This is a genomic window from Pseudomonas sp. SP16.1, assembly GCF_052682975.1.
The window spans coordinates 4361473-4385102 of the sequence record NZ_JBQYFZ010000001.1; the positions used below are offsets into that span (position 1 = coordinate 4361473).

Consider the following 23630-nt stretch of genomic DNA (forward strand, 5'->3'; position numbering starts at 1 on the left):
GACCCGCCCGGCCGCCGTTCATTTGCCCGACTTGATCGAGGTCCAGGCGCGCGTGCGCACGCGCTCGATCTTCTGCGGCAGCGGCTGCACCACGTACAGCGACTTCTGCAGCTCCGGCGTCGGCGTCAGGTCATGGTCGTTCGCGATTTCCGCGCCCACCAGCTGCATGCCCGGCACGTTGGGGTTGGGGTAGCCGAGGAAATCGCTAATCGGCGCGATCACCTGGGGCTCGAGCAGGTGATTGATAAAGGCATGGGCCTCGTCGACGTTCTGCGCGCTCTTGGGGATGGCCCAGGTGTCGAACCAGATCGGCGCGCCTTCCTTGGGCAGGCGCCAGTTGATCACCACGCCGTTGCCGGCTTCCTTGGCGCGGTTGGCGAACTGGTAGAAGCTGCCGGAATAGCCGATGGCCACGCAGATGTCGCCGTTGGCGATGTCGGTCATGTACTTGGCCGAATGGAAGTAGGCCACGTAGGGGCGCACCTTGAGCAGCAGCTCGGTGACCTTGTCGTAGTCGGCCGGGTTGGCGCTGTTGGGGTCCAGGCCCAGGTAGTGCAAGGCGATGGGGATGATCTCGGTGGGCGAGTCGAGCATGGCCACGCCGCAGGATTTCAGCTTCTCCATGTACTCGGGCTTGAACACCAGATCCCAGCTGTTGACCGGGGCGTCTTCGCCGAGCGCGGCCTTGACCTTGTCCGGGTTGTAGCCGAGCAGCACGGTGCCGTACATGTAGGGCACGCCGTACTGGTTGCCCGGGTCGTTCTTCTCCAGCAGGCCGAGCAGCACCGGGTCGAGGTTCTTCCAGTTGGGCAGCTTGGACTTGTCCAGCGGGGCGAATACGCCGGCCTTGATCTGGGTTTCGAGGAACTGGTTGGACGGGATCACCAGGTCGTAGCCGGAGTTACCGGTGAGCAGCTTGGCCTCCAGCGCCTCGTTGGTCTCGAAGGTGTCCCAGGTGATCTGCACGCCGGACTGTTTCTGGAAGTCCTTGGGCACCTCCGGGAGGATGTAGTCGGCCCAGTTGTACACGCGCAGCTCCTTGGCCTGCACCGCGCCGCTGAGCAGGATGGCGCCGCACAGGGCGGCGCCGAGCATCTGTTTGATGGCTTTCATCGTTTCTCACCCCTGAAATGTTGCTCTTGTTTGGCAGGTTCTTGACCGCAGACGAGGCGCCATTCAGGCGCCCTCGAAGCCTTCCAGCACATTGACCGCGTTGACGCCGATGGCCTCCACCGCGTAGCCGCCTTCCATGACGAAAAGCGTCGGCAGGCCCAGCGCGGCGATGCGCCGGCCCATGGCCAGGTAGTCCGGGCTGTCCAGCTTGAACTGCGAGATCGGGTCTTCCATATAGGTGTCCACGCCCAGCGACACCACCAGCACCTCGGCGCCGTATTCGGCGATGCGCCGGCAGGCCTGCTCCAGCGCGGCATTCCACACTTCCCAGGAACTGCCCATGGGCAGCGGGTAGTTGAAGTTGCAGCCCTCGCCGGCCCCCTCGCCGTGCTCGTCGGCATAGCCGAGAAAGAACGGGAACTCCTCGGCCGGGTCGCCGTGGATCGAGGCGAACAGCACGTCGCCGCGGCGGTAGAAGATGTCCTGGGTGCCGTTGCCGTGGTGGTAGTCGACATCAAGGATGGCCACCTTGCTGCGCCCCTGATCGAGGAAGGCCTGGGCGGCGATGGCGGCGTTGTTCAGGTAGCAGTAGCCGCCCATCAGGTCGCCGGCGGCGTGGTGGCCTGGCGGCCGGCACAGGGCGAAGGCGCCACGCGCGCCGTTGGCGATTTCCCGCTGAGCGCTGAGCGCCACCTGCGCGGCGCTGTAGGCCGCCTGCCAGGTGCCGGCAGTGATCGGCGCGCCGCCGTCGAAGCTGTAGTAGCCGAGTTGGCCGTGCAGGTCGTTGGGGATCATCCGCCGTAGCGTGCGCGCCGGCCAGGTGAAGGGCAGCAGGTCGCCCTGGCCGCCCTGCGCCTGCCAGCGCGCCCAGGCACCCTGAAAGAAATCGAGGTAGGCCTTGCTGTGGATGCGCTCGATGGGCGCCAGGCCGAAATCCTTGGGCGCGCGGATTTCGCCCAGCCGGCGATCCTTTACCCGTTGCAGGATATGGTCGGCGCGCTGCGGCTTCTCGAAGCAGGGCATCAGCTGCCCGTCGATCAGCTCGCACTTGCCGTGGTGCAGGTGATGGTCGTCGCTGTAGTAGGTGAGCATGCGAAGCGGCTCCAGGCTTGTCGTTGTGCCGCAATTGTTCGCCCGCAGCGCCCCGGCGGAAAACGCTGGCAATGGCCAAAAGGGGATCGAAGTGGCCAAAAAAATTGCCGGGAGCGATTTCTAACGCCGCGTAGCGACGGCGACGCCGCAGGGTGCGCCGTGCGCACCGCCATCTGCCCCGATTGATTTCCGTGCATGGCGCTCTCTTCCCCGGACGGCCCTGGTGGATGGATAGAGCGTCATCCACCCTACGCTCGATCGAATGCCATCGGCGCTACGCACGAAAGCGACTCGGCGGCACGCCGCTCCAGCGCTGGAAGGCATGACGGAAGCTGGCGGTCTCGCTGAAGCCGAGCACCTCGGCGATGCGGTACACCGGCCAGCCCTGCTGGCCGAGCAGGGTCTTGGCGCGCTCGAAGCGCAGTTCGTCGAGCAGGCCCTGGTAGCTGGTGCCCAGCTCCTGCAGGTGGCGGCGCAGGGTGCGCGGTGAGCAGTGCAGCTGCTGCGCCAGGTTCTCCAGCCCGGGCGGTTCGGCCAGCTGGGCGGCAAGCAGCTGGCGCACCCGCTCCAGCCAGGCCTGGCGACTGGTGAACTCGGCGTTCTGTCGGCGGCAGCGCTCGACCACCTCGCAGTGGGTCACCGGGTCGGCCAGCGGCAGGCGCCGAGCCAGCAGCTCGGCGGGAAAGGCGAAGGCATTGCGCCCGGCCGCGAAGCGCAGCGGGCAGGCGAAGCTCAGGCCGTAGCGCTCCACGTAATGCGGCTCGGCGTAACTGAACTCGGCGCGCGCCAGCGGCAGCGGCTGGCCGAGCAGCTCGTCGCCGATCAGCTTGAGCGAGGCCAGGCACATCTCCACGTTGAACACCTCCAGTTCGGCGGCGTCGCGGTAGTCGCCGGCGCTGACCCAGGCCAGGCCGCCCTCGACCCGCAGTTGCAGGTCGAAGTAGGTGCCGAGCAGCGCCGGGTACTGCAGCAACAGGCGCCAGGCGTCACCAAAGGTGGCAGCCGAGAGCGCGGCGTAACCGAGCAGGCCGTAGGACGACACATGCAGGCTGCGCCCCAGCTCCAGGCCGAGATCGGCGCGCAGGGCCAGGGCGTTGGCGCACACCTGCAGCTCCTGCACGCGGGTGATGCGGTTGGCGCCGCCGCCCGGCTCGTCCGCGGCGATGCCGCTGCCTTCGAGCAGCCGGGGAATCAGCTCGGGCTGGTCGGCGAAGCGTTGCAGGATCAGGGCGACCACATGCAGGGTGGTCAGTGGTGCGTGCAGCATGGGGCATTCCGGTGGTGCAGACAGGCGAAAGAATGCAAGAAACCTGCCGCGCCGCTCTTGGCTCCCGGACCGGAACCGCAGCACCACCGAGGATATCCCGGCCGGCCGGTGTCGCGAGCCGAGCGGCACATGACAAACGGTCATGGCCGGTGCCCGCCGCGCCTGGCTTTGCGTTATACTTCGCGGCCTTCGGCCGGCAGCACCCGGCCACCCGTCATCTACAAGCCACGCTGGGCAGCCCGCGTGGCTTGTTGGTTTTTGCCGCGCCCGCGGGCGCCGATAGTTAACGCGCCGCCAGGCGCCGACAGTTGATGCGCCGCGAGGCGCCCGAGAGAAGAGGCACGACGATGAGCGCACTGGTTGGCGTGATCATGGGCTCCAAGTCCGATTGGTCCACCCTTAGCCACACCGCCGAGATGCTGGACAAGCTGGGCATTCCCTACGAGGTCAAGGTGGTGTCCGCCCACCGCACCCCGGACCTGCTGTTCCAGTACGCCGAACAGGCCGAGGAACGCGGCATCCAGGTGATCATCGCCGGCGCCGGCGGCGCCGCGCACCTGCCGGGCATGTGTGCGGCCAAGACCCACCTGCCGGTGCTCGGCGTGCCGGTGCAGTCGTCGATGCTCTCGGGCGTCGACTCGCTGCTGTCGATCGTGCAGATGCCGGCCGGCATCCCGGTCGCCACCCTGGCCATCGGCAAGGCCGGCGCGGTCAATGCCGCCCTGCTCGCCGCCAGCATCCTCGGTCACCAGCATCCGCAGTTCCACGCGGCGCTCAAGCAGTTCCGCGACGAGCAGACCGAGACAGTGCTGAACAACCCGGACCCGCGCGAGGCCTGATGCGATGAAGATCGGTGTAATTGGCGGCGGCCAGCTGGGCCGCATGCTGGCCCTGGCCGGCACCCCACTGGGGATGAACTTCGCCTTCCTCGACCCGGCGCCGGACGCCTGCGCCCAGGCCCTCGGCGAGCATATCCGCGCCGACTACGGCGATCAGGATCACCTGCGCCAGCTGGCCGACGAGGTCGACCTGGTGACCTTCGAGTTCGAGAGCGTGCCGGCCGAGACCGTGGCCTTCCTTTCCCAGTTCGTGCCGGTCTACCCGTCGGCCGAGGCCCTGCGCATCGCCCGCGATCGCTGGTTCGAGAAGTCCATGTTCCGCGAGCTGGGCATTCCCACGCCCGAGTTCGCCGATATCCAGTCGCAGGTCGACCTGGACGCCGCGGTAGCCGCCATCGGCCTGCCGGCGGTGATGAAGACCCGCACCCTGGGCTATGACGGCAAGGGCCAGAAGGTGCTGCGCAAGCCTGAAGACGTGACCGGCGCCTTTGCCGAGCTGGGCAGCGTGCCGTGCATCCTCGAGGGCTTCGTGCCCTTCACCGGCGAGGTGTCGCTGATCGCCGTGCGCGCCCGCGACGGCGAAACGCGCTTCTACCCGCTGGTGCACAACCGCCACGACAGCGGCATCCTCGCCCTGTCCGTGGCCAGCAGCGAACACCCGCTGCAGGCGCTGGCCGAGGACTACGTCGGCCGTGTGCTGGAGAAGCTCGACTATGTCGGCGTGCTGGCCTTCGAGTTCTTCGAGGTGGACGGCGGCCTCAAGGCCAACGAGATCGCCCCGCGCGTGCACAACTCCGGCCACTGGACCATCGAAGGCGCCGAGTGCAGCCAGTTCGAGAACCATCTGCGCGCCGTCGCCGGTCTGCCGCTGGGCTCCACCGCCAAGCTGGGCGAAAGCGCGATGCTCAACTTCATCGGCACGGTGCCGGCGGTGAGCGAGGTGGTGGCAATCAAGGACTGCCATCTGCACCACTACGGCAAGGCCTTCAAGGCCGGCCGCAAGGTCGGCCACGCCACCCTGCGCAGTGCCGATCGCGCCGCACTGGAGGCCGGCATCGCCGCAGTCGAGGCGCTGATCGCCAAAGGCTGAGACGGCTTTTGACGACTAAGCTCTTGGACGATGGCCGTCGCCCAAGAGCCCCTTCATGAAGCATCTGTTCGCCCTGCTTCCCCTGCTGTTCAGCCTGATCTGTCTTGGCGCCGAGGAGGTACTGCGGGTCGACTTTCGCGAACGCCCTCCGGAGATGCGCGCCGTCGACGGCCTGCCCAGCGGCCCGCTGATCAGCGTTCTGGAAGCCGCCGCGCAACGCCTCGGCGTGCGCCTGCAATGGCGCCAGGCGCCCTTTTTGCGCAGCCTCGACGACCTGCGTTCGGGGCGTGTCGATCTGGTGCCGCGGGTGCTGCTCACCGAGGAACGCCGCGCCTATATCCACTACCTGCCGAGCATCGGCAGCCAGCGCCTGAGCATTCGCTTCATCGTCCGTACCGGACGCGAGGCCGAACTGGCCGAATATGCCGATCTGTACGGGCTGAACGTGGGGGTCAAACGCGGCACCGCCTATTTCCAGCCCTTCGACAGCGACGACCAGCTGCGCCGGATATTCGCCAGCGACGACGCGCAGCTCGCCGCCATGTTCCGCGCCGGACGCCTGGACGCCCTGGCCATCCTCGACCCGGCGGCCATCGAGGCGCAGTTCGCCGCCCTGCAGCTGCGCGACTACGGCTACGCCCATTACGTCCACGAACAGACACTCGGCAACCACTTCGGCGCCTCGCTCAAGCGCTACCGCGGCGACCGTCGCGACCTCTACGAGCGCCTGGCCGGCGAGCTGGAGCGCATGCGCGAGCAGGGAGAAATCGCCCTGATCTACCACCGCTACGGCGTCGCGCCACCCGACGCGGCGAACTGAGGCCTCCTTGCGCCTGTCCGATATCAGGCACGTCGCCACCGCGACCCACTCAAGGAGACACGCCAATGGGCATTATCGGCACCATTTTCATCGGCCTGATCGTCGGTCTGCTCGCCCGCCTGCTCAAGCCGGGCAACGACAGCATGGGCTGGATCATGACCATCCTGCTTGGTATCGGCGGCTCCATCGCCGCCACCTACGGCGGCCAGGCGCTGGGCATCTACCAGGCCGGCCAGGCGGCCGGTTTTATCGGCGCGGTGATCGGCGCCGTCGTTCTGCTGGTAATCTACAGCGCGATCAAGAAGGGCTAAGCGCCCTTGGTAGGAGCCGGGGGGACGCCTAGCCCTTGCCGGCTCCGATCGCCTCCGCCGTCACGAGACCCGCCCCACCATGCGCCACCTGCTGCTCGCCCTGCTGCTGTTCACCACCCTGGCCCATGCCGAATTGCCGGAAACCGACTGGCTCGACCTGATGCCGCCCGAGGACCGCCAGGCGCTCGAAGAAATGCCCGAGCTCCAGCACCAGGGGCCGGAGGGCGACAGCACCTTCTATACCCCGGGCGGCCTGCGCCAGCAGGACCAGGACCTGCCGGCGGTGATGTACTCGACCAGGACCGTGGCCGCCCTCGACGGCCAGGCCATGCGCCTGGGCGGCTACCCGGTGCCGCTGGAAAGCGACGACAAGGGCAACAGCACCCTGTTCTTCCTGGTGCCCTACCCCGGCGCCTGCATTCACGTCCCGCCACCGCCGCCCAACCAGCTGGTGCTGGTGCGCTACCCCAAGGGCATCGCGCTCGAGGATATCTACGCGCCGCTGTGGGTCAGCGGCACGCTGAAGGTGGAAAAGGTCAGCAACGACCTGGCCGACGCCGCCTATGCCATGGACGCCGGCGAAGTGCGCCTGGTGACCGACGAAGATCTGGACTGATCGGGGCGGCACCCGGAGCGGCCGCCAGCGGCCGCGCACTGAAGGCCAGGGCGCGTCGTTACGCCTCGTCGACGTCCTCCACGTACACATAGAGCGAGTCGACCCAGGCACTGACCTCGGGCGGCAGCTCTCCCGCCTCGATCACCAGCAGCGCATCGCCGATGCGCAGCTCGACATGCACGCTCTGGGGACCCAGCTCATGCCGCTCGATCTCCTCGGCGGCGAAAACCTGCTCGACCATCTCCAGCAGCTCCATGGGGCCGCAGAGATAGGGACGCACGGCAGCGCATGGGGCAAGGGACTGGACATCGCGAGGCTTCCTGGCAAGAGCCTGGGCGGCGGCAACTACCCGCCTGGAATGCGCTGGACCGTGAATCGCCTGGGGGTTCTGCGAGGCAACGACCGCGGCGCGCAGGCGGATCAATCCCGCTCCGGTGCGCCGAGCGGAAACAGCGAACGGTACGGGCGCGCCTCCTCCACCGCGCGAGCGAACGAGGGACGCGCCAGCAAACGCGCACGATAGGCCCTGACTCTCGGATAGGCGTCGGCGATGCGGTGCGTCCAGTCGGCGTAGAACAGCGACGGCGCCGCCGCGCAGTCGGCCAGGGTGAACGCCGCGCCCGCCGCCCACGGCCGCTCGCCCAGCTGCCCCTCGAGCCAGGCGTAGGCGCGTTCGAGCTTTTCCACCGTACCGGCCAGGGCGTCTCGGCGCTTCGCCGCATCGCCTGTCAGCGCCCCGCCGACCGCCTGCTGCACCGGGCTCATCACATGCAGATCGAAGAAGCGATCGAGAAAGCGCACCTCCAGCGCCGCCAACGGATCGTCGGGGAGCAGCCGCTCGGGCCCGCCATGGGCGAGCTGCAGATACTCGATGATGATGCTCGTCTCGGCGACGCTGCGCTCGCCATCGACCAGCAGCGGAAACTGGCGCAGCGGCCACAAGCGCAACCACTGCGCCGAATGCTCGGGCGTTTCCGGCCCGATGCAGCGGAACTCGAACGGCGTAGCGTTCTCGTAGAGGGCGATCAGCGCCTTCTGCGTGTAGGAAGAAAAGGGATGCCCGTAGAGCACTAGCGACATGACGAGATCCTCTTGTCCGATAGCCACCTGCCTGCGCAAGGGTAGCCCGACTTTCCCTGATGCATTGGAATGCTTGAAAACAGGTAATACCCGAGAGCGATCAGAGCTTTAGCCGTTCTTTGCCGAGATGGCCGCCTTACTTCACTCGCAGCCCTCGAATTGAAGCACCCAGTCTGCATACCAGACGGACAGTGCCGCGCAGGACGAAGTACATGGTTAATGGCACTCCGAGAGTCAGCAACAATCCTTCTGGCCAACGATAGGGATCATCGTAAATCAGGCTTGTACCTATAACGGCCATAACCAAACATAGTCGCGTGATGACCGAAATCTGATTGATGAAGGGAAGGCCTGCGGCCACCACGAAGAAAATAGCAGTGCCGATAAAAGACTTTCCCCCGTAGACGACGGGGCCGACCGTCAAGATCAGGGGCACCACTACGCCCGACACAATAGCCCAAAGAACTTTCAACCGAGTAAACCAAGTGTTCATGAGGACTGCCCGTCAGAGCTGGTTAGTTCGCCTTGCGTTGTTTGATGCTCTCGCTCAACTTCTTGAAGCGCGGGATGACTTCTTCAGGCGGCGGGGTCAGCTCGGTCAGGTCGTCGGTACCTTTCTGGAAGGTGAACATCTGCACCGCCAGCAAGGGTGAGCCTGTTCCGCCCCGATGCGCCAGGGCGAACCAGGCCCGTTCCTGCTCACCGGAACCCGGTTTGGGATCCAGGCGCCAGCCCTCCAGGCCGGCCAGGCGCTTGCCGAGCTGGATGCGCTCGATGAATGAGGTCTTCCGCCATTTCTCCGAGTCATAGCCGGGGTGGTAGTCGCTGTCGTAGGTGCCCAGCGTGGGCCGGGTCTGCCAGGGGTCGTTGGCCGAGGCCGTGAGCAGGGTGAAGATTACATTGGGCGTTTTGGTAAAGCGCAGGCTGTTCTTGATGCTGTAGGCGGTCTTGCCATCGTCGGCGATAAAGCCGTAGGGGAAGCAGAAGCCGGGGCCTTTGGGCACCTCGTACAGCTCACGCGGCTGAAAGCGCGCCATCAATGCCTTGATACGCTCGGCGGAACCGGGGCCGGCTTTGGAAAAGGCGAAGTAGTAGACGCGGTTGTTGCGCCAGAGCAAGGCTTTGCCAGGAGCGAGATACCCGCCTAGGAAATAGGCGTCGGGAATGCCGAGGTCGTATTCGTGGATTTTGGTTAGAGGGATCTTGCGTTCGACTTCTTCTATGTTTTTCGCAAATCGCTCTACAGCCTCCCTGGTTATTTCTGTGTTCTCCTTTCTATCAAGCTCTTTTAACTCCTCAAGCGCATTTTTTTTTCTGGCCGCCTCTTTTATCAGCTCCTCTTGATACAAGCGAGCCGTACCCTTGATATACCTAGCAGCACCATCGAAGGTATCACGCTCGACAATATCACTCACGCGAATAGTCAGACCGTCATAGTCATAACTGCCCACATCCCCTTTGGCCGTTACTTTAGGGGTAAATATATGCCCTCCCCCCCCATCAGTAATTCTGTTGGTACGTTGAGCACTATAAGTTGCCCACTGTATTTCTTCCGGCACGTCGAAAGTAATGCGTCCAAGGCACTCCTGCCGCGGCGCATCGGCCAGAGCCAAGCCTGCAGGAATCATCAGGCCAAGGCTCAGGTACTGGAAAAAGCTTTTCATGTGCGGCGGCTCTCTTCTTTACGACCGTTATCAACCTGCGCCAGTGCACGATCACGTTCGGAATGCTCAAAGGTCTGAGCCAGGATGCTCAGGTTGATACCAGAGTCGTTGTTCTCACCCCGCGTCCAGTTGACGGGCAAGGCGCAGATAAAGCCTTGCACACCAACGGGGGGAGAGAAGGTATTGACGGCAACCAGGGTGTTAGAACGCCAGAAGCGCTCCTCATGTGGCATAGGCTCCAGCAGTTCTCCGCCATGATCAATATTGTCCAAATCACGGTAAGCCCAGGTAGGCCAGGTCGAAGTGGGGAATCCGTCCGGATAGCCGGTCATTTCCGGTGTTTTGCGCGGCTGCACCTGGCTGATATTTTGCGGAATGAAGTCAAAAGAGCCGTTGTAAAAGTCCGTATTCGTTTGCGCGCGCGCCTGTATCGCCTTCCACGCTTCCTCCGCCGCCGGCTGCTCCAGATACTGCGCCAGCCCAGAGGCGGGGCTGACACCGGATGAGTCACCAGTCATGGACAAGCCAAAGTGCTTTTTCCACAAATCGACCCGTAACTGGTGCACGGCCTTGCCGACGGTATGTGGCTGCTTACCATCGAGCCTGGCCTGTACCGGCGAGCTGTCGCGCACGATGACTGCCAGTTCGGAGTCTCGCGTACCCAGCAAACTACGGTCATTGTTATTGGCGCTGCCGAGGATAGCCACACGGTCGTCGGCGATCAGCAGCTTGCTGTGCACATAGATCTGTTCGGTGACCACACGTCCCTTCAGACTTTCCCAGGTGCGCAGATTGAGCAGGGTCAGGTAGCGACTCCAATCCTGCTGTTCGTATACAGGCCGGTCGTTCGCGTCCTTGCGCTCTATGATCTTGAGAGCCTCTGTGCGGCTCACCTTGCGGTCCAGCAGTTCGCGTAGAGCCATGCGCTTCTGGATACGTTTGATCAGGCTGTTCTCGCCAAAAACGAGGCTCTGCATAGTGAGCGTGACCTGGTGCATGATATTGAGGACGTTCAACGCGCCCTCCGGATGCACCGGCAGAATCATGTAGACGTGAAACGGGCGCTTTTCATCGATGGCACGCCCGATTCGATTGGCCAAGGCTTCGCCAATCTCGTTGAGCAGGCCCTCCTGCGCATCGCCCAGTTTATGGGTGAGCCAGCCCTGGGCATTGACGCCCCACATGGCTTGCAGGCTTTTCAGGAACTGGCGCGCCTCGGTACTGGGCTCCTTAGCGATGGCATCGATTTCTTTCCAGTCCAGTTGCCAGATGTCCTCGGCTTTCAGCGCCTCACGCAACCGCACGCGAGCGACGTAGTCCTGACGCAGGCTGGCAGGGTCACGTAGCGTGGCCATCGGGCCGGAAAGCGGAGCATCATCAAATATTTCGCGCTTTTCACCATAGGCGCTCTGAAAGAACTGGTTCTCGATATAGATGAAGTGCTGCGCGCTGGAGATGGCCTGCAGCATTGCCGCCTTGCAGTTGGCCTGCACACCGCCAGTGTCGATACCCGCCGGCAAGGGTAAGTTGACCCCCGCCTTGCTACGCCCCAGCTGCTCCTGTTGGGTCATTCGGCTGGAGGCACTGCGCAGAACCTGCACGCTCATGCCGCCAGGTTGTACGGCAGGGGCCGTGGGTAACTGCTCGGAAGCGTTGATCCATACAGGTTGTGGTTTGGGAAAATTCAGGCGTGGAGCGTCGCTCACCTTGAGTCCGACGCCAAAACGACCGAGGCCGATATCACTGACCAAGGTATTGAGCCAGAGTACGACTGCCCCCAGTAGGTTACGCACCAGCGTGGTGTCCTGCAGCGCTGGCGTATCGGCCAGATAGGCTTGCTGCCCGTTCCAACGGTCGATGAAGTTACGCGCCACGTCATAGACGGAGGGGCCTTCGATTCGGCAGTGCACATCCTGCCATGGCATACGAGGCTGATCCTCCGCCAAACGGCCGTTGTCCGGCGAGGCCAGTGGCTGCGGCTTATCGTGCAGATAGGTATAGGGTTCCAGGTGCTGCCCCGAGCGTTCCTGCAGTAGGTGATAGATGAACCAGAGCATCGAGCTGGCCAACTCGTTGGTGCTCTCCCGATATGTGCCAGGAATATCCTCGAAGCTCTTGCCGCTAAGAACGGTCAGAACGCGCCCGAGTTCGGTTTCACTCATCCATTGGCTGATCAGCTCGATGCTCTTGATGCGCAATGACTCATAAAGATTGCCGGCCGCCTCGCGCAGCTCTTGCAACCATGCTTGCAGGCGCAGCTTCAACTCCTCGGCCATGGGAACAGTATCGAGATTGTCATCGATCAGCCTGGCCATCGCTTGGATGCTTTGCCCAACCATCTGCCGCTGGGCAGCACTGAGCCGTTCAAAGCCCTCATCGAGATTTTCTTGGGCGCTGTTTTTGGCGCGATTTAGCCATTGCAGAGCGGAGAACGGAGGACTGCGGAAAAAGTCCGCGATACGGCTCACTCCGTTGAGAGCCGTACTCCTGCTAAGCGGAATGAGGCTGGTCTCCGATACCGGCTTGGACAGATCGAATAGCGTGGCCATCATCAACCCCATCGAACTGACGTGTTTGTCCAGATCCATCCAGCCCAGCTTCGGCAGCCCTGGATTGTAGGCATCGTTACCTTGCCTGCTACTGGCGTCCAGGCTGAAGTTATTGTCATCACGTCGTCCGTAGGCGAGGTCAATGCCCCCGACATAGGCGATGCGGTTGTCGACTACAACTGACTTCTGGTGGTGAGAAAATGCAACGCCGAGCCCCTTCATATCGCTTTGTTGGATAGCCGGTGTGCAGAAGGCGCGAGGGCCGCCAGCCAGGCCCGCATTGAGCTGGAAGATGGCCAGCATGGTCTCGAAGTCATAAGTACCGAGGCTGCCAGAGGGACTCAACCAGGGCATGACATAAACCTTCAAGGCTGGCTGGCGCTTGAGAGCCTGGTGCAGGCACTGCCAGAGACTGCGCTTGCCATCGAGCAACACGTCGTAGTTGACCTGCCAGCCCGTGATGAAAATGCATTGACTAGCCTGGTCGATGGAGGCTGCGACGTCCTTGAAGTAATCACTCCCGGTCGTGAAGAAACGAACCTGATTACCCGTGCGTTTGGGCGCGAACAGATTCGTCCCATTCAGGAAGAAGTCCGGGGCGGAATACGCCGCATAGGCCTTTCCCTCCTGGGTGTTGATCTGGTTGAGTTCCTTTGCACGAACGCCGTTGTAGGCAGAGTCAGTTGCCATGGCCAATCATTCCTTGGATTGCAGGTGGGTATAGAGATCGCTGGTGCACTGGCTATCCTGCTGGCTACGCTCTTTTTCCAGCAGCGCATTGCCCATGGCATCGCGACTGACGCAACTTTTGAAGTCCATAGCGCCCAGGGCATAACGCTCACTGTCCCAACCCTGTTGCTCCAGATGAACCCGCAGGGCTATCCGCTGGCCGGGGTAAGTGAGCCAAAGGCTCTTGGGTGCCTTCGCGTAGATTTTGGCTAGCTGCTTCTGCTGAGTGTCATCCAGCACTACCCGGCCATCAGAATCAGCCTCTCCCTCAAGCACAACATTGCCATCATCCCCCTGTTCAATACTCCACGGGGCGTATGCCAAGGGAAACCCCTCGTCTCCGGGAATATCCTGCAGACGAATGTCGAACCGGTACTCGCGCGGGTCCACAGGACGAGACTTGGAAAGGGCATTCGCCAGCGCCTGCTCCAACAAACTCCCCGCCCTGTCGCTGTCAGCTGCGTCCGGCAGCACCGGCGGCTTGATCTTGATCCCCGAGCCCTTGCCCGGCGAGCCGCCGGCGTTGATCCTGGCCAGCGGGCCGGAGATGGTGATGCCGCCGGGGTCGAGTTTGATAAAGCTGCCGCCGGCTTTGATGGTCAGCTCGATGCCGGCTTCGATGACCATCTTCTGCCCGGCCTTCAGATGTATCTCGCGGCCGGCGTTGGTCAGTTGGGCGGTGCCGAGTTTGATGTGCTGGTCGGTGCCCACCGTCAGGTGATCCTGCGGTTTGACTTCCACCTTGCGCTCGGCGGTGACAGTGAGGTGTTCTTCGGCCATCAGCTCGGTGTAGCTGTTGGCCTCCACCGTGTCGTGGCGTTCGTTGCCGACGCGGATCTTCTGGTCGTGTTCGATGTTCTCGTCCCAGTCGCGCTGGGCGTGGATGTAGATCTGCTCGGCGCCCTTGCGGTCTTCGATGCGCAGTTCGTTGTAGCCGCCACCGCCGGGGCTGCTCAGGGTCTTGAAGACGCTGCGGGTCTTGTTCGCCGGCAGCTCGTAGGGCACCACATGCTCGGCGTGGTACAGGCAGCCGGTGACCAAGGGCTGGTCGGGGTCGCCTTCGAGGAAGGTGACCAGCACTTCCATGCCGATGCGCGGGATGGTGATGGCGCCGTAGCGATCACCGGCCCAACTGGAGCTGACGCGCAGCCAGCAGCTGGTCTTGTCGTCGGCCTGGCCGTCGCGATCCCAGAAGAATTGCACCTTGACCCGGCCGTATTGGTCGCAGTGGATCTCTTCGTTATCGGGACCGGTGACCACGGCGGTCTGGCTACCCAGCACGCGGGGTTTGGGATGGGCCAGGGGCGGTCGGAAGGGCACATCCCAGGGCGTGGCGAGGAAACGGTTGCGGTAGCCTTGGGTGAAGTCGGCGTCGTCCTTTTCCCCCTCGGCTTTGGCATCCTGCGTCGCTCTAACTCCTACATCCCTGTAGTCGTCTCCCCAGCCCTCTCCCCGGAGGGGCGAGGGGGTCGACCCGCGTAGATCACTGGTAATCGACTCCTCCAGCACCTGCGGTTGCTTGCCCTCGTGCAGCACTTCGGTGAGCAGCCACAGGTCGTTCCATTCGCGGCGCGGGTGTTCGGAGATTTCCAGCAGGTGCCCGGTGACCAGCCTTGGCTGGTCGCTCTGGCCTTCCAGCTGCTGGTAGTCGGCGCGGTGGCGCTCCAGGGCGCGCTTGGCCAGGTGCTTGCCGCGGGTGCGGTCGGTGTAGCGGCCGGGGTAGTCGTAGTCCTGCAGATCGGGCAGGCCATCGTTCTCGCCGGCCTGCTCGCCCTGGTAAGTGGCCTCCAGCAGCAGGCGCGGCTGCTCGAAGTCGTAGTCGCGGCGGGTGGTGCTGCGGGTGCGGGTTTCCAGGCGCAGGGCCAGGCGCTTGATCACCGGATCGTCGGCGGTCATGCCGCTGTCCTGGATATAGGGTGTGGGCTGGCCGAGCTTGGCGAAGGCGGTCTGGTCGTCGCCGAAGCACAGCACGTGGCCGCTTGCGCTATGGCGGAAGTGGTAGTGGATGCCTTCCTCCTCGCACAGGCGCTGGACGAAGTGCAGGTCGCTCTCGTCGTACTGCACGCAGTAGTCGCGCTGGGGGTAGACGCCGGGGCCGAGCTGGAACCGGTAACCGCCAAGGGCGATGCCGTGTTCTTCCAGCACCTGGGCGACGATCTGCGGCACCGTCAGGTGCTGGAGGATGCGCTGGTTGGTGCGGTGCGCCAAGTAGGCGAGCTGCGGCACGATGGCCAGGCGATAGCGGGTCAGGCGCTTGCCGGACTCGCCCTGTTCAGCGCGGTGGATCAGGCCGTGGATGCCGTCGCCGCCCGGGCTGAAGGCGAGGAAGGCGCGCTGATGCAGCAGGCTGGCCAGATCGAGATCCGGGCGTTCGCTGATCAGCTCGACGTCGAAGCGATAGGGCTGGCTGATGGCCTCACGGCCGTTGAATTCGAGCACCTGCAGATCGTGCTCGACGCCTTCGATGGTCAGGCTGAAATGGGTTTCGTTGGCCGGGTTGAACATGTGCGTATCCTTTCGATTGAGTCCTTATGCCTTGCCCAGCCAGCGCTGCAGGCGCGAAGCCGGCGGCCGGCGAAACGCCTCGAGCAGTTCGCCGCAGCCGATCTGCCGCTGGCTTTCGTCGAAGGCGAGGGCCGTGCGCAGGGCCTGCCAGCAGTGCAGCGGCACCTGCGTCGGGCGCTGCAGCTGCTTGTCCAGTTCCATGCTCTTGGCCTGCTTGGCGCTGAGGCGGCGAAACGGGTGTTGCCCGCTGGCCAGTTCGACCAGCACGCAGGCCGCCGCATAGACGTCGGCAGCCGCCGACAGCGGCGCGCCTTCGAGCAGCTCCAGCGCGGCGTAGCGCGGTGTCCAGGCGGCGATGCGGCTGCGGCACAGGCGCGGCAGGCCGGGCAGCAGGCCCTCCACGGGCTGGCCGAGACCATAGTCGAACAGGCGCAGGCCGTCTTCGGCCAGCATCACATTGCTCGGCTTGAGATCCCCATGCAGCACGCCCAACTGGTGCGAATAGCACAGGGCTTCGAGCAGCGGGACGGCGATACCGCGCAGCTCGTCCCAGGGTAGGCCCTCGGGGCGTTCGCAGAGCAGCTGATCGAGGGTCAGGCCGCGCAGCAGTTCCAGGGTGATGAAGGCGCGCTGGCTGGGAATGTCCACCTCGAAACCGAACAGGCGCACCACGTTGGGGTGGCTGAGCCGCGCGGTGAGGGCGAACTCGCTGTAGAGCAGGGCGTTGGCGTCCGGGTATTCGGCGAAGTCGTCGCTCAGGGTCTTCAGCGCGACATAGGGCTCGGGGTCGCCGAACTGTTCGCGCAGCAGGTCGCGCGCACGGTACACCGCGCCCATGCCGCCGACGCCGAGCAGACGCTCGATCCGGTAGCGGCCGCCGAGCACCTCCGGCAGCTCGCCGGGGGCCTGGCGCGGCGTTTCGCGCACAGGCTCCTTGGCGGCGGTGGCGGCCAGGGCGAAATAGGTGAGGTCGCTGGCTTCGGCGGCTTCGATCATTGGCGGATCACCACGGCACTGAGGTTGTCACGGGCCGGGCCGTCGAGCACGCGCTGGAACAGGCGCTCCACGGCCAGGTGCGGCGAGGGCAGGTTGAGGCAGGCGCCCAGCTCGTCGGCGGAAACGCCCTGGTAGAGGCCGTCGCTGCACAGCAGGAAGACGTCGCCGGGTAGTACGTCGAGTTCGAGGATGTCCAGCTGCAGCGTCTCGCTGGCGCCGATGGCGCGGGTCAGGGCATGCGCCGCCGGATGGCGCGCTGCCTCCTGCGGCGTCAGGCCCTGTTCGTCGATCAGTTGCTGCACCAGCGAATGATCGCGGCTGAGCTGATACAGACGCGCGCCGCGCCACAGGTAGCAGCGGCTGTCGCCGGCCCAGACGCAGGCGGCGCGGTCGCCGTCGAGCAGCAGGGCGACCACGGTGCTGCCGATCAGCGTATCCGGGCGATCGGCGGTCACCGTCAGCTCCTGGCCGAGGCGATGATTGAGCCGGTGCAGCGCCTGCCGCAGCGCCACCAGGCGCTGCTCCAGGCTGCCCTGCGCCAGCTCGGCCAGCTGCTCGACGATCAGGCGGCTGGCCAGGGCGCCGTTCTGGTGCCCGCCCATGCCGTCGGCCACCACCCACAGGCCCTGCTCGGGCAGGGCCAGGAAGGCGTCCTCGTTGCGCGCGCGCACCTTGCCGGTGTCGGTGCGCGCGGCGCTGCGCCAGGCGTTGACGACTGCCGGCATCAGAGCGTCGCCGGCAGCTTGAAGCTGCGCAGCAGGCCGATGTCGAACGGGTTCGGCGAGCGCTGGCTGTGCAGCAGGTAGTTGGCGTGCAGGCCGCCCAGGTCGGCCTTGAGGATCAGCACGTCGCGGCCGCTGTGGTAGTCGACGTCCATCAGGTCGAGCAGGCGGAACAGCGACCAGGGGCCGGTGTTCTTCTCGATGCCGACGCGGCGACCGCCGAGCTCCTCGACCACCAGGCTGGTGCGGTCCTCCTCGGCCGCGGCCGGCCAGCGGAAGGCGGTGGCGACGATCGGGCCGTGGCGATATTCCAGCTGCTGCTGGCCGAAGCGGAAGTCGGCGCGACTCAGACTGGAGTCCAGCGAGTAGGGCTCGAGCTTGAACAGCACCTGCGGCTCGGCCGGGTTCTCGGCGAAGAAGCTGCGGCGGATCACCTGGGCGCGGCTCATCTGCAGGAGGAACTCGCGCGACAGCGGCAGGCCGCGGCCATCGACGCGGCGCAGGCGGTATTCATCGGCGCTGCCGCTGACGAAGGGACGCAGGTACTGGTCGAAGAAGCGCTCGGCGATGCCCTGAGCCTTGAAGAACTCGCGGAAATCCGCCACTGCCACGTCGCTCTCGCTGTGCGCGCTGAATGGATAACGCTGCTTCAGCGAGTTGTCGTAGGCGGCGTACAGCTCGCTCTGATAGCGCTGGTTGAGGAAGTGGTAGGCGTCATTGAGCACCAGGGTCCAGCTGTCCTCGGCCAGCAGCGCCAGCCAGTTGCCCACCGGCTGCGGCAGGCGCGCGGCGGCGCTGCGCACCTGGTTGATCGCGTCACGCTTGCCGGCCATGCGCGCCTTGGCCATCTCGAACGCGGCCTGGTCGCTGGCACCAGCATTGGCCAGGCTGGCCAGTTGACGCTGCAGTTCGTCCAGCGCCTGCAGGCTGGCGGCCAGTTCGACGCCGGCACCGCCATTGTCGTCGAGCAACTTGTGCAGACTCTCGAAGCGGCGTTCCAGGGTCTTGCGCGCGGTGTCCGGGGTGTTCTTGGCGAGCGCCTGCTGCGTCTGTTCGGCGGCGGCGCTGGCCAGCTTGGCGGCCTTGCCCAGCTTGCCCTTGGCGCCCTCCAGCGCCTCGGCGGCGGCACCGGCGTCATCGGCGGCCTCGGCCAGGCCCTTGAAGCGGGTGTTGTCGCGCACCTCCACCAGCAGCTGCAGCAGCGGCGAATTGGCCGCGGTCAGGCCGCCGAGCAGGGCGGCGCCACGGCCGGCGCTGCCGATCGGCTCCAGGCTGAGCTGGGCGATGGCCTCGCCCCAGTAGTTGCCGTAATCGCGGAAGTACAGCTGCTCCAGCTCCACCATCAGGCGGCCGAGGTCGCCGGCGCTGAGGGTCTCGCCCTCGCCCAGCACCCAGTTGTCACGCAGAATCTCGCGCACCAGGTTGCCACCCTGGGCGGTGAAGGTCTTGCTGTAGCCGGCCTGGGTATAGAAGCCGGGGATGGCGTAGTCGCTGCCGACAATCAGCCCGGCCTGCGGGCCGAGTTTCTGGCTCAGGCGGTAGTCCGGCAGGCTGCGCGCCTGTTCGCGCAGCATGCGGTAGACCACGGCCGCCAGCGACTCGCTGCGCAGCACCTGGCGCGCCTGGGCGACCAGCTGGGCGTTGAGCGCATAGGGCGCGAACGGCTCGTCGAGCAGGCGGGCGAAATGGGTGTTCAGGCCATGCTGCGCCGGGCTGTTGCCGGCGTAGCGCAGCGACCAGTCGGCGGCCACCCACTCCTTGAGGAAGGCGGCGTCGCGGCGCTCCTCCAGGTTGAGCATCAGGTAGGCGCGCAAGCTGCCGAGCAGACGCTCGCGGTCGCCGAGGTTGGCGCGGATCTGCGCCTCCAGTTGACGGGCCACACGTGGCAGCAGCAGGTTTTCCAGCTCGGCGCGGTAGGTCGAATACAGCGGCGGATTGACCGCCTCGCCCTGGAACAGGCCGCTGCGCTGCAGGTAGGACACCTCGCCCTTGGGCGGGAACACCAGGGTCGCGGCGTAGCTGCTGTCCAGCGCCTTGAGGGTCTGCAGGGCGTCGTCCTGCGGGTTGATCGCCTGGTGTTCGCGGGTGAGCTTCTGAGCGATCTCGCGCAGCTGTTCCAGACGCCCGTGGTTGGCCGAGAAGCCGCTGGCCCAGAGCACGCCGAACAGCGCCAGCACGGCGAAGGCGGTGGCGTACATGGCGCGCTGGCCCCAGTCGATACGGCGCACTTCCTTCTGGTCGAGCCCGGCCAGCTCCGCCTCGGGGAAGATCACCCGGCTGAGCAGGTGGTTGATGAAGCGCGCGCGACCGCTGCGGAAGGTCGGCAACGCGCTGCCGGCCAGGCCGAGGTTGCGGCCGATACCGGCGGTCAGCGGGTCGAGCTGTTCGTTGAGCTGCGGCGCGCTGGTCAGGTAGAAGCCGCGCAGCTTGCTGGCGCGCTGGTAGCGGTTGCCGGCGAAGGCCAGCTCGATAAACAGGCACAGGCGCTCGCCGATCTGGCCGAGCTGGTGCGGGAAGTCGAGGATGCGACCACGACGCTGGGTATCGCGCTCCTGGTGCATGCGCAGGATCACCTGGCTGTTGAGGCGGCGCAGCAGTTCTTCGAACTCCTGGCGCACCACGGCCACGTCGCTGGCGTTCTGCTCCTTGCGGAAGCTGGCGCCGAGCACCTGCTCGCTCTCCTCGCGCGACAGCTGGTCGAAGAACTCGTCGAAGCCCAGCACCTTGTCGGCCTTGCTCAGCACCAGGTAGACCGGCACGTCGGCGCCCAGGCGCTGATGGATCTCGTGCAGGCGCTGGCGGGTCTGGCGGGCCAGGGTTTCCAGCTCCACCTCGCTGCCGCCCTGCAGCTGCTCGACCGGAATGCTCACCAGCACGCCGTTGAGCGGGCGCGCGCGGCGCTGGCGCAGCAGGCCGAGCAGGGTGCCCCAGGCGCGGCCGTCGACCTGCGCGTCGGGCTGGGTCAGGTAGCGCCCGGCGGTGTCGATCAGCACGGCGTGATCGGCGAAGTACCAGTCGGCATAACGGGTGCCGGAGACGTCCTTGGTCAGGCGCTGGCTGTCGCCGCGGTTGAGCGGGAAGTCCAGGCCGGAGAAGTCCAGCAGGCTGGTCTTGCCGCTGCCCTGCGGGCCGAGCAGCAGGTACCAGGGCAGATCGTTGCGCCACTTCTCGCTGCGCCCGCGGTACAGGCTGGAGCGCTTGAGGGTGCGCAGGGCGTCCTTGAAGCGGTGGCGCAGCTCATTCTGCTCCTCGCCGATCTGCTCCTCACGGCGCAGGCGCTCCTGCGCCTCGGCGTCGTTCTCCTCGGCCTTCTTGCGTGCGGTGGCGCGCCAGCTGGCGAACACCATGGCCAGGCCCCAGAGCAGGAACAGCAGGCTGATGGTCAGCAGGCGGCTGGTGGCCGACTCCCAGAACTTATGGTCGTCGACCGCCAGCAGCGGGCCGGCGAACCACACCAGCAGGGCGAGGACCAGCACCAGCAGCAGGCTCCAGACCCAGGTCTTGCGAAAAAAGGCGCCCAATTTGGCGAAGAAGCTCTTCATTTCACGTCATCCATGCTGACACCCGAGGCCGGGTCGAGTTGCTGATACGGCTTGAGGACGGTGTCGCGCTGCTCGCCGAGCACCCAGGCGAAACCGGCATACATCATCACCAGGCACATCAGGGTGAACAGCGCCACCAGCCACCACGGCACGATGCGCACCAGGCGCCGGCGGCTGTCCTTCAGGCCCTGCCAGTGCGGCGAGACTTCGCGCGGCACGTCGCCGCGCAGCTGACGGATCTGCCGATAGAGGCTGTCGCGCACCGCTTCCAGCTCGAGCATGCCGCGCGGCAGCACGCGGTACTTGCCCTCGAAACCGAGCGACAGGCACAGGTACATCAGCTCCAGCATCGGCAGGTGCTTGACCGGGTTGCGCGACAGGCGCTCGAGCAGCTGGAAGAACTTCTCGCCGCCGAAGGTCTCGTTGTGGAAGGACGACAGCAGGCTCATCTGCGACCACTGGCTCTCGTTGCCCCAGGGCGTGGTCACCACGGCCTCGTCGACCACGGTGCACAGCACGTAACGCGCGGCCATCACCTGGCTGCTTTCCGCGCCGTCGTGCAGAGCGCGGTGTTCGAACAGCTTGATCTCGCGGGTCAGGCGCTGGTTGAGGGCGTCCAGGTCCTCGCTTTCGAAGCTGTGCTTGAGCCGCACCACTTCCGAGAGCAGCGCGGAGGCCGCGGCCACCAGCGGGTTGAGGCTGATGTTGAAGCTCTCAGCCGGGCGCAGGCGCGCGGCGAAGATCATGCGTTCTTCCAGCTGCTCGAATTTCGGCGGCGCGCTGAAGTCGGTCAGCGGGCTTTCGGCGCGGGCTTCGCCCTTGCGGTTGAGGATGACGGTCTTGTCATCCTGGCCGTATTCCATTTCCTTGGTGGTCATCGTCAGTTCCTGATCGCCCAGAATTTCAGCTCAAGCCCGGAGAACTCGCCGGACACGTGGAAGGCGAAGCCGCCGGAGCGTTCCAGCTGCGCCAGTTCCTCGGAGCTGAGCTCCAAGGCGAAGTAGGTCTTGCCCGAATGGAAGGGGATCTGCCGCGGCGCCACCGGCAGCGGTTTGACCTTGATTCCCGGCAGGTGCAGGTTGACCAGCTGGCGGATGCGCTCCACCGGGCCGACCTTGAGGTGTGCCGGCAGGCGCTGGCGCAGCTCCTCGGAGTCGCACTGGGCGCTGGCGGCGAGCACGAAGCTGGAGGTGCCGAGCAGCTTGTGGTCGTGCAGCGGCGACACCTGGATGCCGTACTGGCGCTGCTGCAGGAGCATCTCGATGGCGTGCTGCTCGAGCACCATCGACAGCACCTGGCGGATCGCGTCCATCAGCTTGCGGAAGCTCATGCCCTGGTCGCTGTGCAGGTAGCGGCCTTCCAGGCGCGGGCGCTTGGTCTCGCTGGAGAAGGTCGCCAGCTCGCCGAGCAGGCCGACCAGCTCGCGGTAGATCTGCTCCGGATGCACCTGCTCGACGCCCAGGTGGTGACGCAGGATCGGCTCGTAGCGGTTGATCAGCTGCAGCATCATGAAATCGCCGACCTCGGCACCGCCCACCTTGCCGGTGGCGCGGATGCGCTCGGCGAGGATGTCGCCGCGGTGGGCGAGCATGCTGATCACTTCCTTGAGGCAGCTCAGCAGGTAGCCGGAGGCCTGGAAGTTGACGTAGGTCGGGCTGAACTCGGGATCGAGGCTGATCACCCCGTCCGGCGTGGTGTCGAGCACCTCGCACAGCTTGAGCTTCACATAGGCCTGGTCGCTCTGCTGCTCGCCGAGCAGCAGGCGGAAATCCGGGCGGCCGGTGCTGACCTGGCTGTGGCTGCTGTCGCCGGCGTTGCAGTCGGCGACTTCCTCGTCGAAGGCGACGTAGCGCGCCAGCACGTCCTTCTGCTCCGGACGGCGGCTCTCGATATGGTTGCCGGTGACCAGCGGCAGCGCCAGGTACACCGGGGTGTTGCCGGTATTCGGCGGCACGTCCAGGCCCAGCGGCTCGCGCTCGGCGCCCAGATCGAACAGGCTGCCGTCGGGCAGCACGCCGCTGGCCTTGCTCACCACCAGCTTGCCCATGTTGAGGAACTGGCGGTCGATCTCCAGTTCGAAGAAGCCCCAGGCGTAGCTGTCCAGTTTCTGCGTGCGCACCTTGAGCTGGTGCTCGAAGTAGCGATCGTTCTGCTGGAAGTGCTGCGGGCGCAGCAGCATGCCTTCCTGCCAGATGACTTTATGCTGGCTCATTGATCCTGCTCCCCGGCGTCATCGAGGTTGCGAATGCCGAGCTCGTCTAGGCTCAGGCGCGCCTGGTTGCGCTGCTGTTCGTCGATGGCGATGACGTAGCGCCAGTTGGCTTCCGGCAGGTCGCGGTAGGCGGCGAGCACGCCGACGTAGCGGCTGCCTTCCTGCACCGACACCTTCAGCTCACGGGTCTCGCCCGGGCGCAGCTCCAGTTCTTCCTGGGTCACCAGGTCAGGGGCCAGGGCCTCCTTGGGGCGCTGGTAGAGGGAGAAGAAATCGGCGTTCTCGAAGGCCACCGGGTGCCTGAGCTCCATCAGGCGCACCACGATGGGCGAGGGGCGGCCGTTGAGATCGGGGTTGAGCTGGTCGCTGCCGGCCAGGCTCAGGTCCAGCTTGGTCATGTGCGAGTAGGGCGACAGCGCCGCGCAGCCGGCGAGGCTCAGCAGCGCGGCGATGCAGGCGAGGGAAAGCAGGCGAGGCATGGGC

20 protein-coding genes are annotated in these 23630 nt (G+C 65.4%); 5 read left to right on the forward strand and 15 right to left on the reverse strand.

The genetic code is table 11. The features are described 5' to 3' along the window. Positions 1-18: 18 nt before the first annotated feature. From ACUTAF_RS20580 to ACUTAF_RS20590, 3 genes are all read right to left on the reverse strand, one after another. Complete coding sequence (locus ACUTAF_RS20580; RefSeq protein ID WP_445581707.1) at positions 19-1113, reverse strand: polyamine ABC transporter substrate-binding protein; 1095 nt, start codon at positions 1111-1113, stop codon at positions 19-21. Between the two features lie 63 nt (positions 1114-1176). After that, complete coding sequence (locus ACUTAF_RS20585; protein WP_445581708.1) at positions 1177-2205, reverse strand: histone deacetylase family protein; 1029 nt, start codon at positions 2203-2205, stop codon at positions 1177-1179. A 274-nt stretch (positions 2206-2479) separates the two neighbouring features. Continuing rightward, positions 2480-3472: an AraC family transcriptional regulator gene (locus ACUTAF_RS20590; protein ID WP_445581709.1), complete on the reverse strand. Its 993-nt coding sequence runs from the start codon at positions 3470-3472 to the stop codon at positions 2480-2482. A 347-nt stretch (positions 3473-3819) separates the two neighbouring features. Here ACUTAF_RS20590 and purE point away from each other — a divergent pair, with 347 nt between their 5' ends. The 5 genes from purE (at position 3820) to ACUTAF_RS20615 (ending at position 7148) form a co-directional block, all read left to right on the forward strand. After that, on the forward strand, positions 3820-4311 hold the full coding sequence (purE, locus tag ACUTAF_RS20595; protein ID WP_445581710.1) for a 5-(carboxyamino)imidazole ribonucleotide mutase: 492 nt from the start codon (positions 3820-3822) through the stop codon (positions 4309-4311). 4 nt (positions 4312-4315) lie between these two features. Then, positions 4316-5401 carry a 5-(carboxyamino)imidazole ribonucleotide synthase gene (locus ACUTAF_RS20600; RefSeq protein WP_445581711.1) on the forward strand — a complete coding sequence of 362 codons (1086 nt, stop codon included), beginning with the start codon at positions 4316-4318 and terminating at the stop codon, positions 5399-5401. A 55-nt stretch (positions 5402-5456) separates the two neighbouring features. Continuing rightward, positions 5457-6221 carry a substrate-binding periplasmic protein gene (locus ACUTAF_RS20605; protein ID WP_445581712.1) on the forward strand — a complete coding sequence of 255 codons (765 nt, stop codon included), beginning with the start codon at positions 5457-5459 and terminating at the stop codon, positions 6219-6221. A 65-nt stretch (positions 6222-6286) separates the two neighbouring features. Further along, entirely contained in the window at positions 6287-6532 is a 246-nt protein-coding gene (locus ACUTAF_RS20610) for a GlsB/YeaQ/YmgE family stress response membrane protein (protein WP_445581713.1), read from the forward strand. Between the two features lie 79 nt (positions 6533-6611). Next, positions 6612-7148: a DUF3299 domain-containing protein gene (locus tag ACUTAF_RS20615; protein ID WP_445581714.1), complete on the forward strand. Its 537-nt coding sequence runs from the start codon at positions 6612-6614 to the stop codon at positions 7146-7148. Between the two features lie 58 nt (positions 7149-7206). On the opposite strand, the gene ACUTAF_RS20620 is transcribed toward ACUTAF_RS20615, so the two are convergent. From ACUTAF_RS20620 to tssJ, 12 genes are all read right to left on the reverse strand, one after another. Beyond that, positions 7207-7428 carry a hypothetical protein gene (locus ACUTAF_RS20620; RefSeq protein WP_445581715.1) on the reverse strand — a complete coding sequence of 74 codons (222 nt, stop codon included), beginning with the start codon at positions 7426-7428 and terminating at the stop codon, positions 7207-7209. 140 nt (positions 7429-7568) lie between these two features. Beyond that, positions 7569-8228, reverse strand: coding sequence for a glutathione S-transferase family protein (locus ACUTAF_RS20625; protein ID WP_445581716.1), 660 nt, complete (start codon positions 8226-8228; stop codon positions 7569-7571). Positions 8229-8364: 136 nt separating this feature from the next. Next, positions 8365-8721 carry a hypothetical protein gene (locus ACUTAF_RS20630; RefSeq protein WP_445581717.1) on the reverse strand — a complete coding sequence of 119 codons (357 nt, stop codon included), beginning with the start codon at positions 8719-8721 and terminating at the stop codon, positions 8365-8367. 22 nt (positions 8722-8743) lie between these two features. Next, positions 8744-9892, reverse strand: a complete 1149-nt coding sequence (locus ACUTAF_RS20635; RefSeq protein ID WP_445581718.1) for a T6SS immunity protein Tli4 family protein — start codon at positions 9890-9892, stop codon at positions 8744-8746. Beyond that, entirely contained in the window at positions 9889-13131 is a 3243-nt protein-coding gene (locus ACUTAF_RS20640; RefSeq protein ID WP_445581719.1) for a phospholipase D-like domain-containing protein, read from the reverse strand. Before ACUTAF_RS20640 ends, ACUTAF_RS20635 begins: the two co-directional genes overlap by 4 nt. 6 nt (positions 13132-13137) lie before the next feature. Then, positions 13138-15675, reverse strand: a complete 2538-nt coding sequence (locus ACUTAF_RS20645; protein ID WP_445581720.1) for a type VI secretion system Vgr family protein — start codon at positions 15673-15675, stop codon at positions 13138-13140. 24 nt (positions 15676-15699) lie between these two features. Continuing rightward, a complete protein-coding gene (locus ACUTAF_RS20650) occupies positions 15700-16671 on the reverse strand; it encodes a serine/threonine-protein kinase (protein WP_445581721.1) in 972 nt (323 codons plus the stop codon). Continuing rightward, positions 16668-17396: a PP2C family protein-serine/threonine phosphatase gene (locus ACUTAF_RS20655; protein ID WP_445581722.1), complete on the reverse strand. Its 729-nt coding sequence runs from the start codon at positions 17394-17396 to the stop codon at positions 16668-16670. Before ACUTAF_RS20655 ends, ACUTAF_RS20650 begins: the two co-directional genes overlap by 4 nt. Beyond that, the gene (gene tssM, locus ACUTAF_RS20660) at positions 17396-20935 is read right to left on the reverse strand and encodes a type VI secretion system membrane subunit TssM (protein ID WP_445581723.1); all 3540 of its coding nucleotides are present in this window, start codon (positions 20933-20935) and stop codon (positions 17396-17398) included. Before tssM ends, ACUTAF_RS20655 begins: the two co-directional genes overlap by 1 nt. Beyond that, positions 20932-21813, reverse strand: coding sequence for a type IVB secretion system protein IcmH/DotU (gene icmH, locus ACUTAF_RS20665; protein WP_445581724.1), 882 nt, complete (start codon positions 21811-21813; stop codon positions 20932-20934). The genes tssM and icmH overlap by 4 nt, the downstream gene beginning before the upstream one ends. Positions 21814-21815: 2 nt before the next feature. Next, on the reverse strand, positions 21816-23147 hold the full coding sequence (gene tssK, locus ACUTAF_RS20670) for a type VI secretion system baseplate subunit TssK (protein ID WP_003242080.1): 1332 nt from the start codon (positions 23145-23147) through the stop codon (positions 21816-21818). Beyond that, a complete protein-coding gene (tssJ, locus tag ACUTAF_RS20675) occupies positions 23144-23626 on the reverse strand; it encodes a type VI secretion system lipoprotein TssJ (RefSeq protein WP_445581725.1) in 483 nt (160 codons plus the stop codon). The genes tssK and tssJ overlap by 4 nt, the downstream gene beginning before the upstream one ends. Positions 23627-23630: the final 4 nt, after the last annotated feature.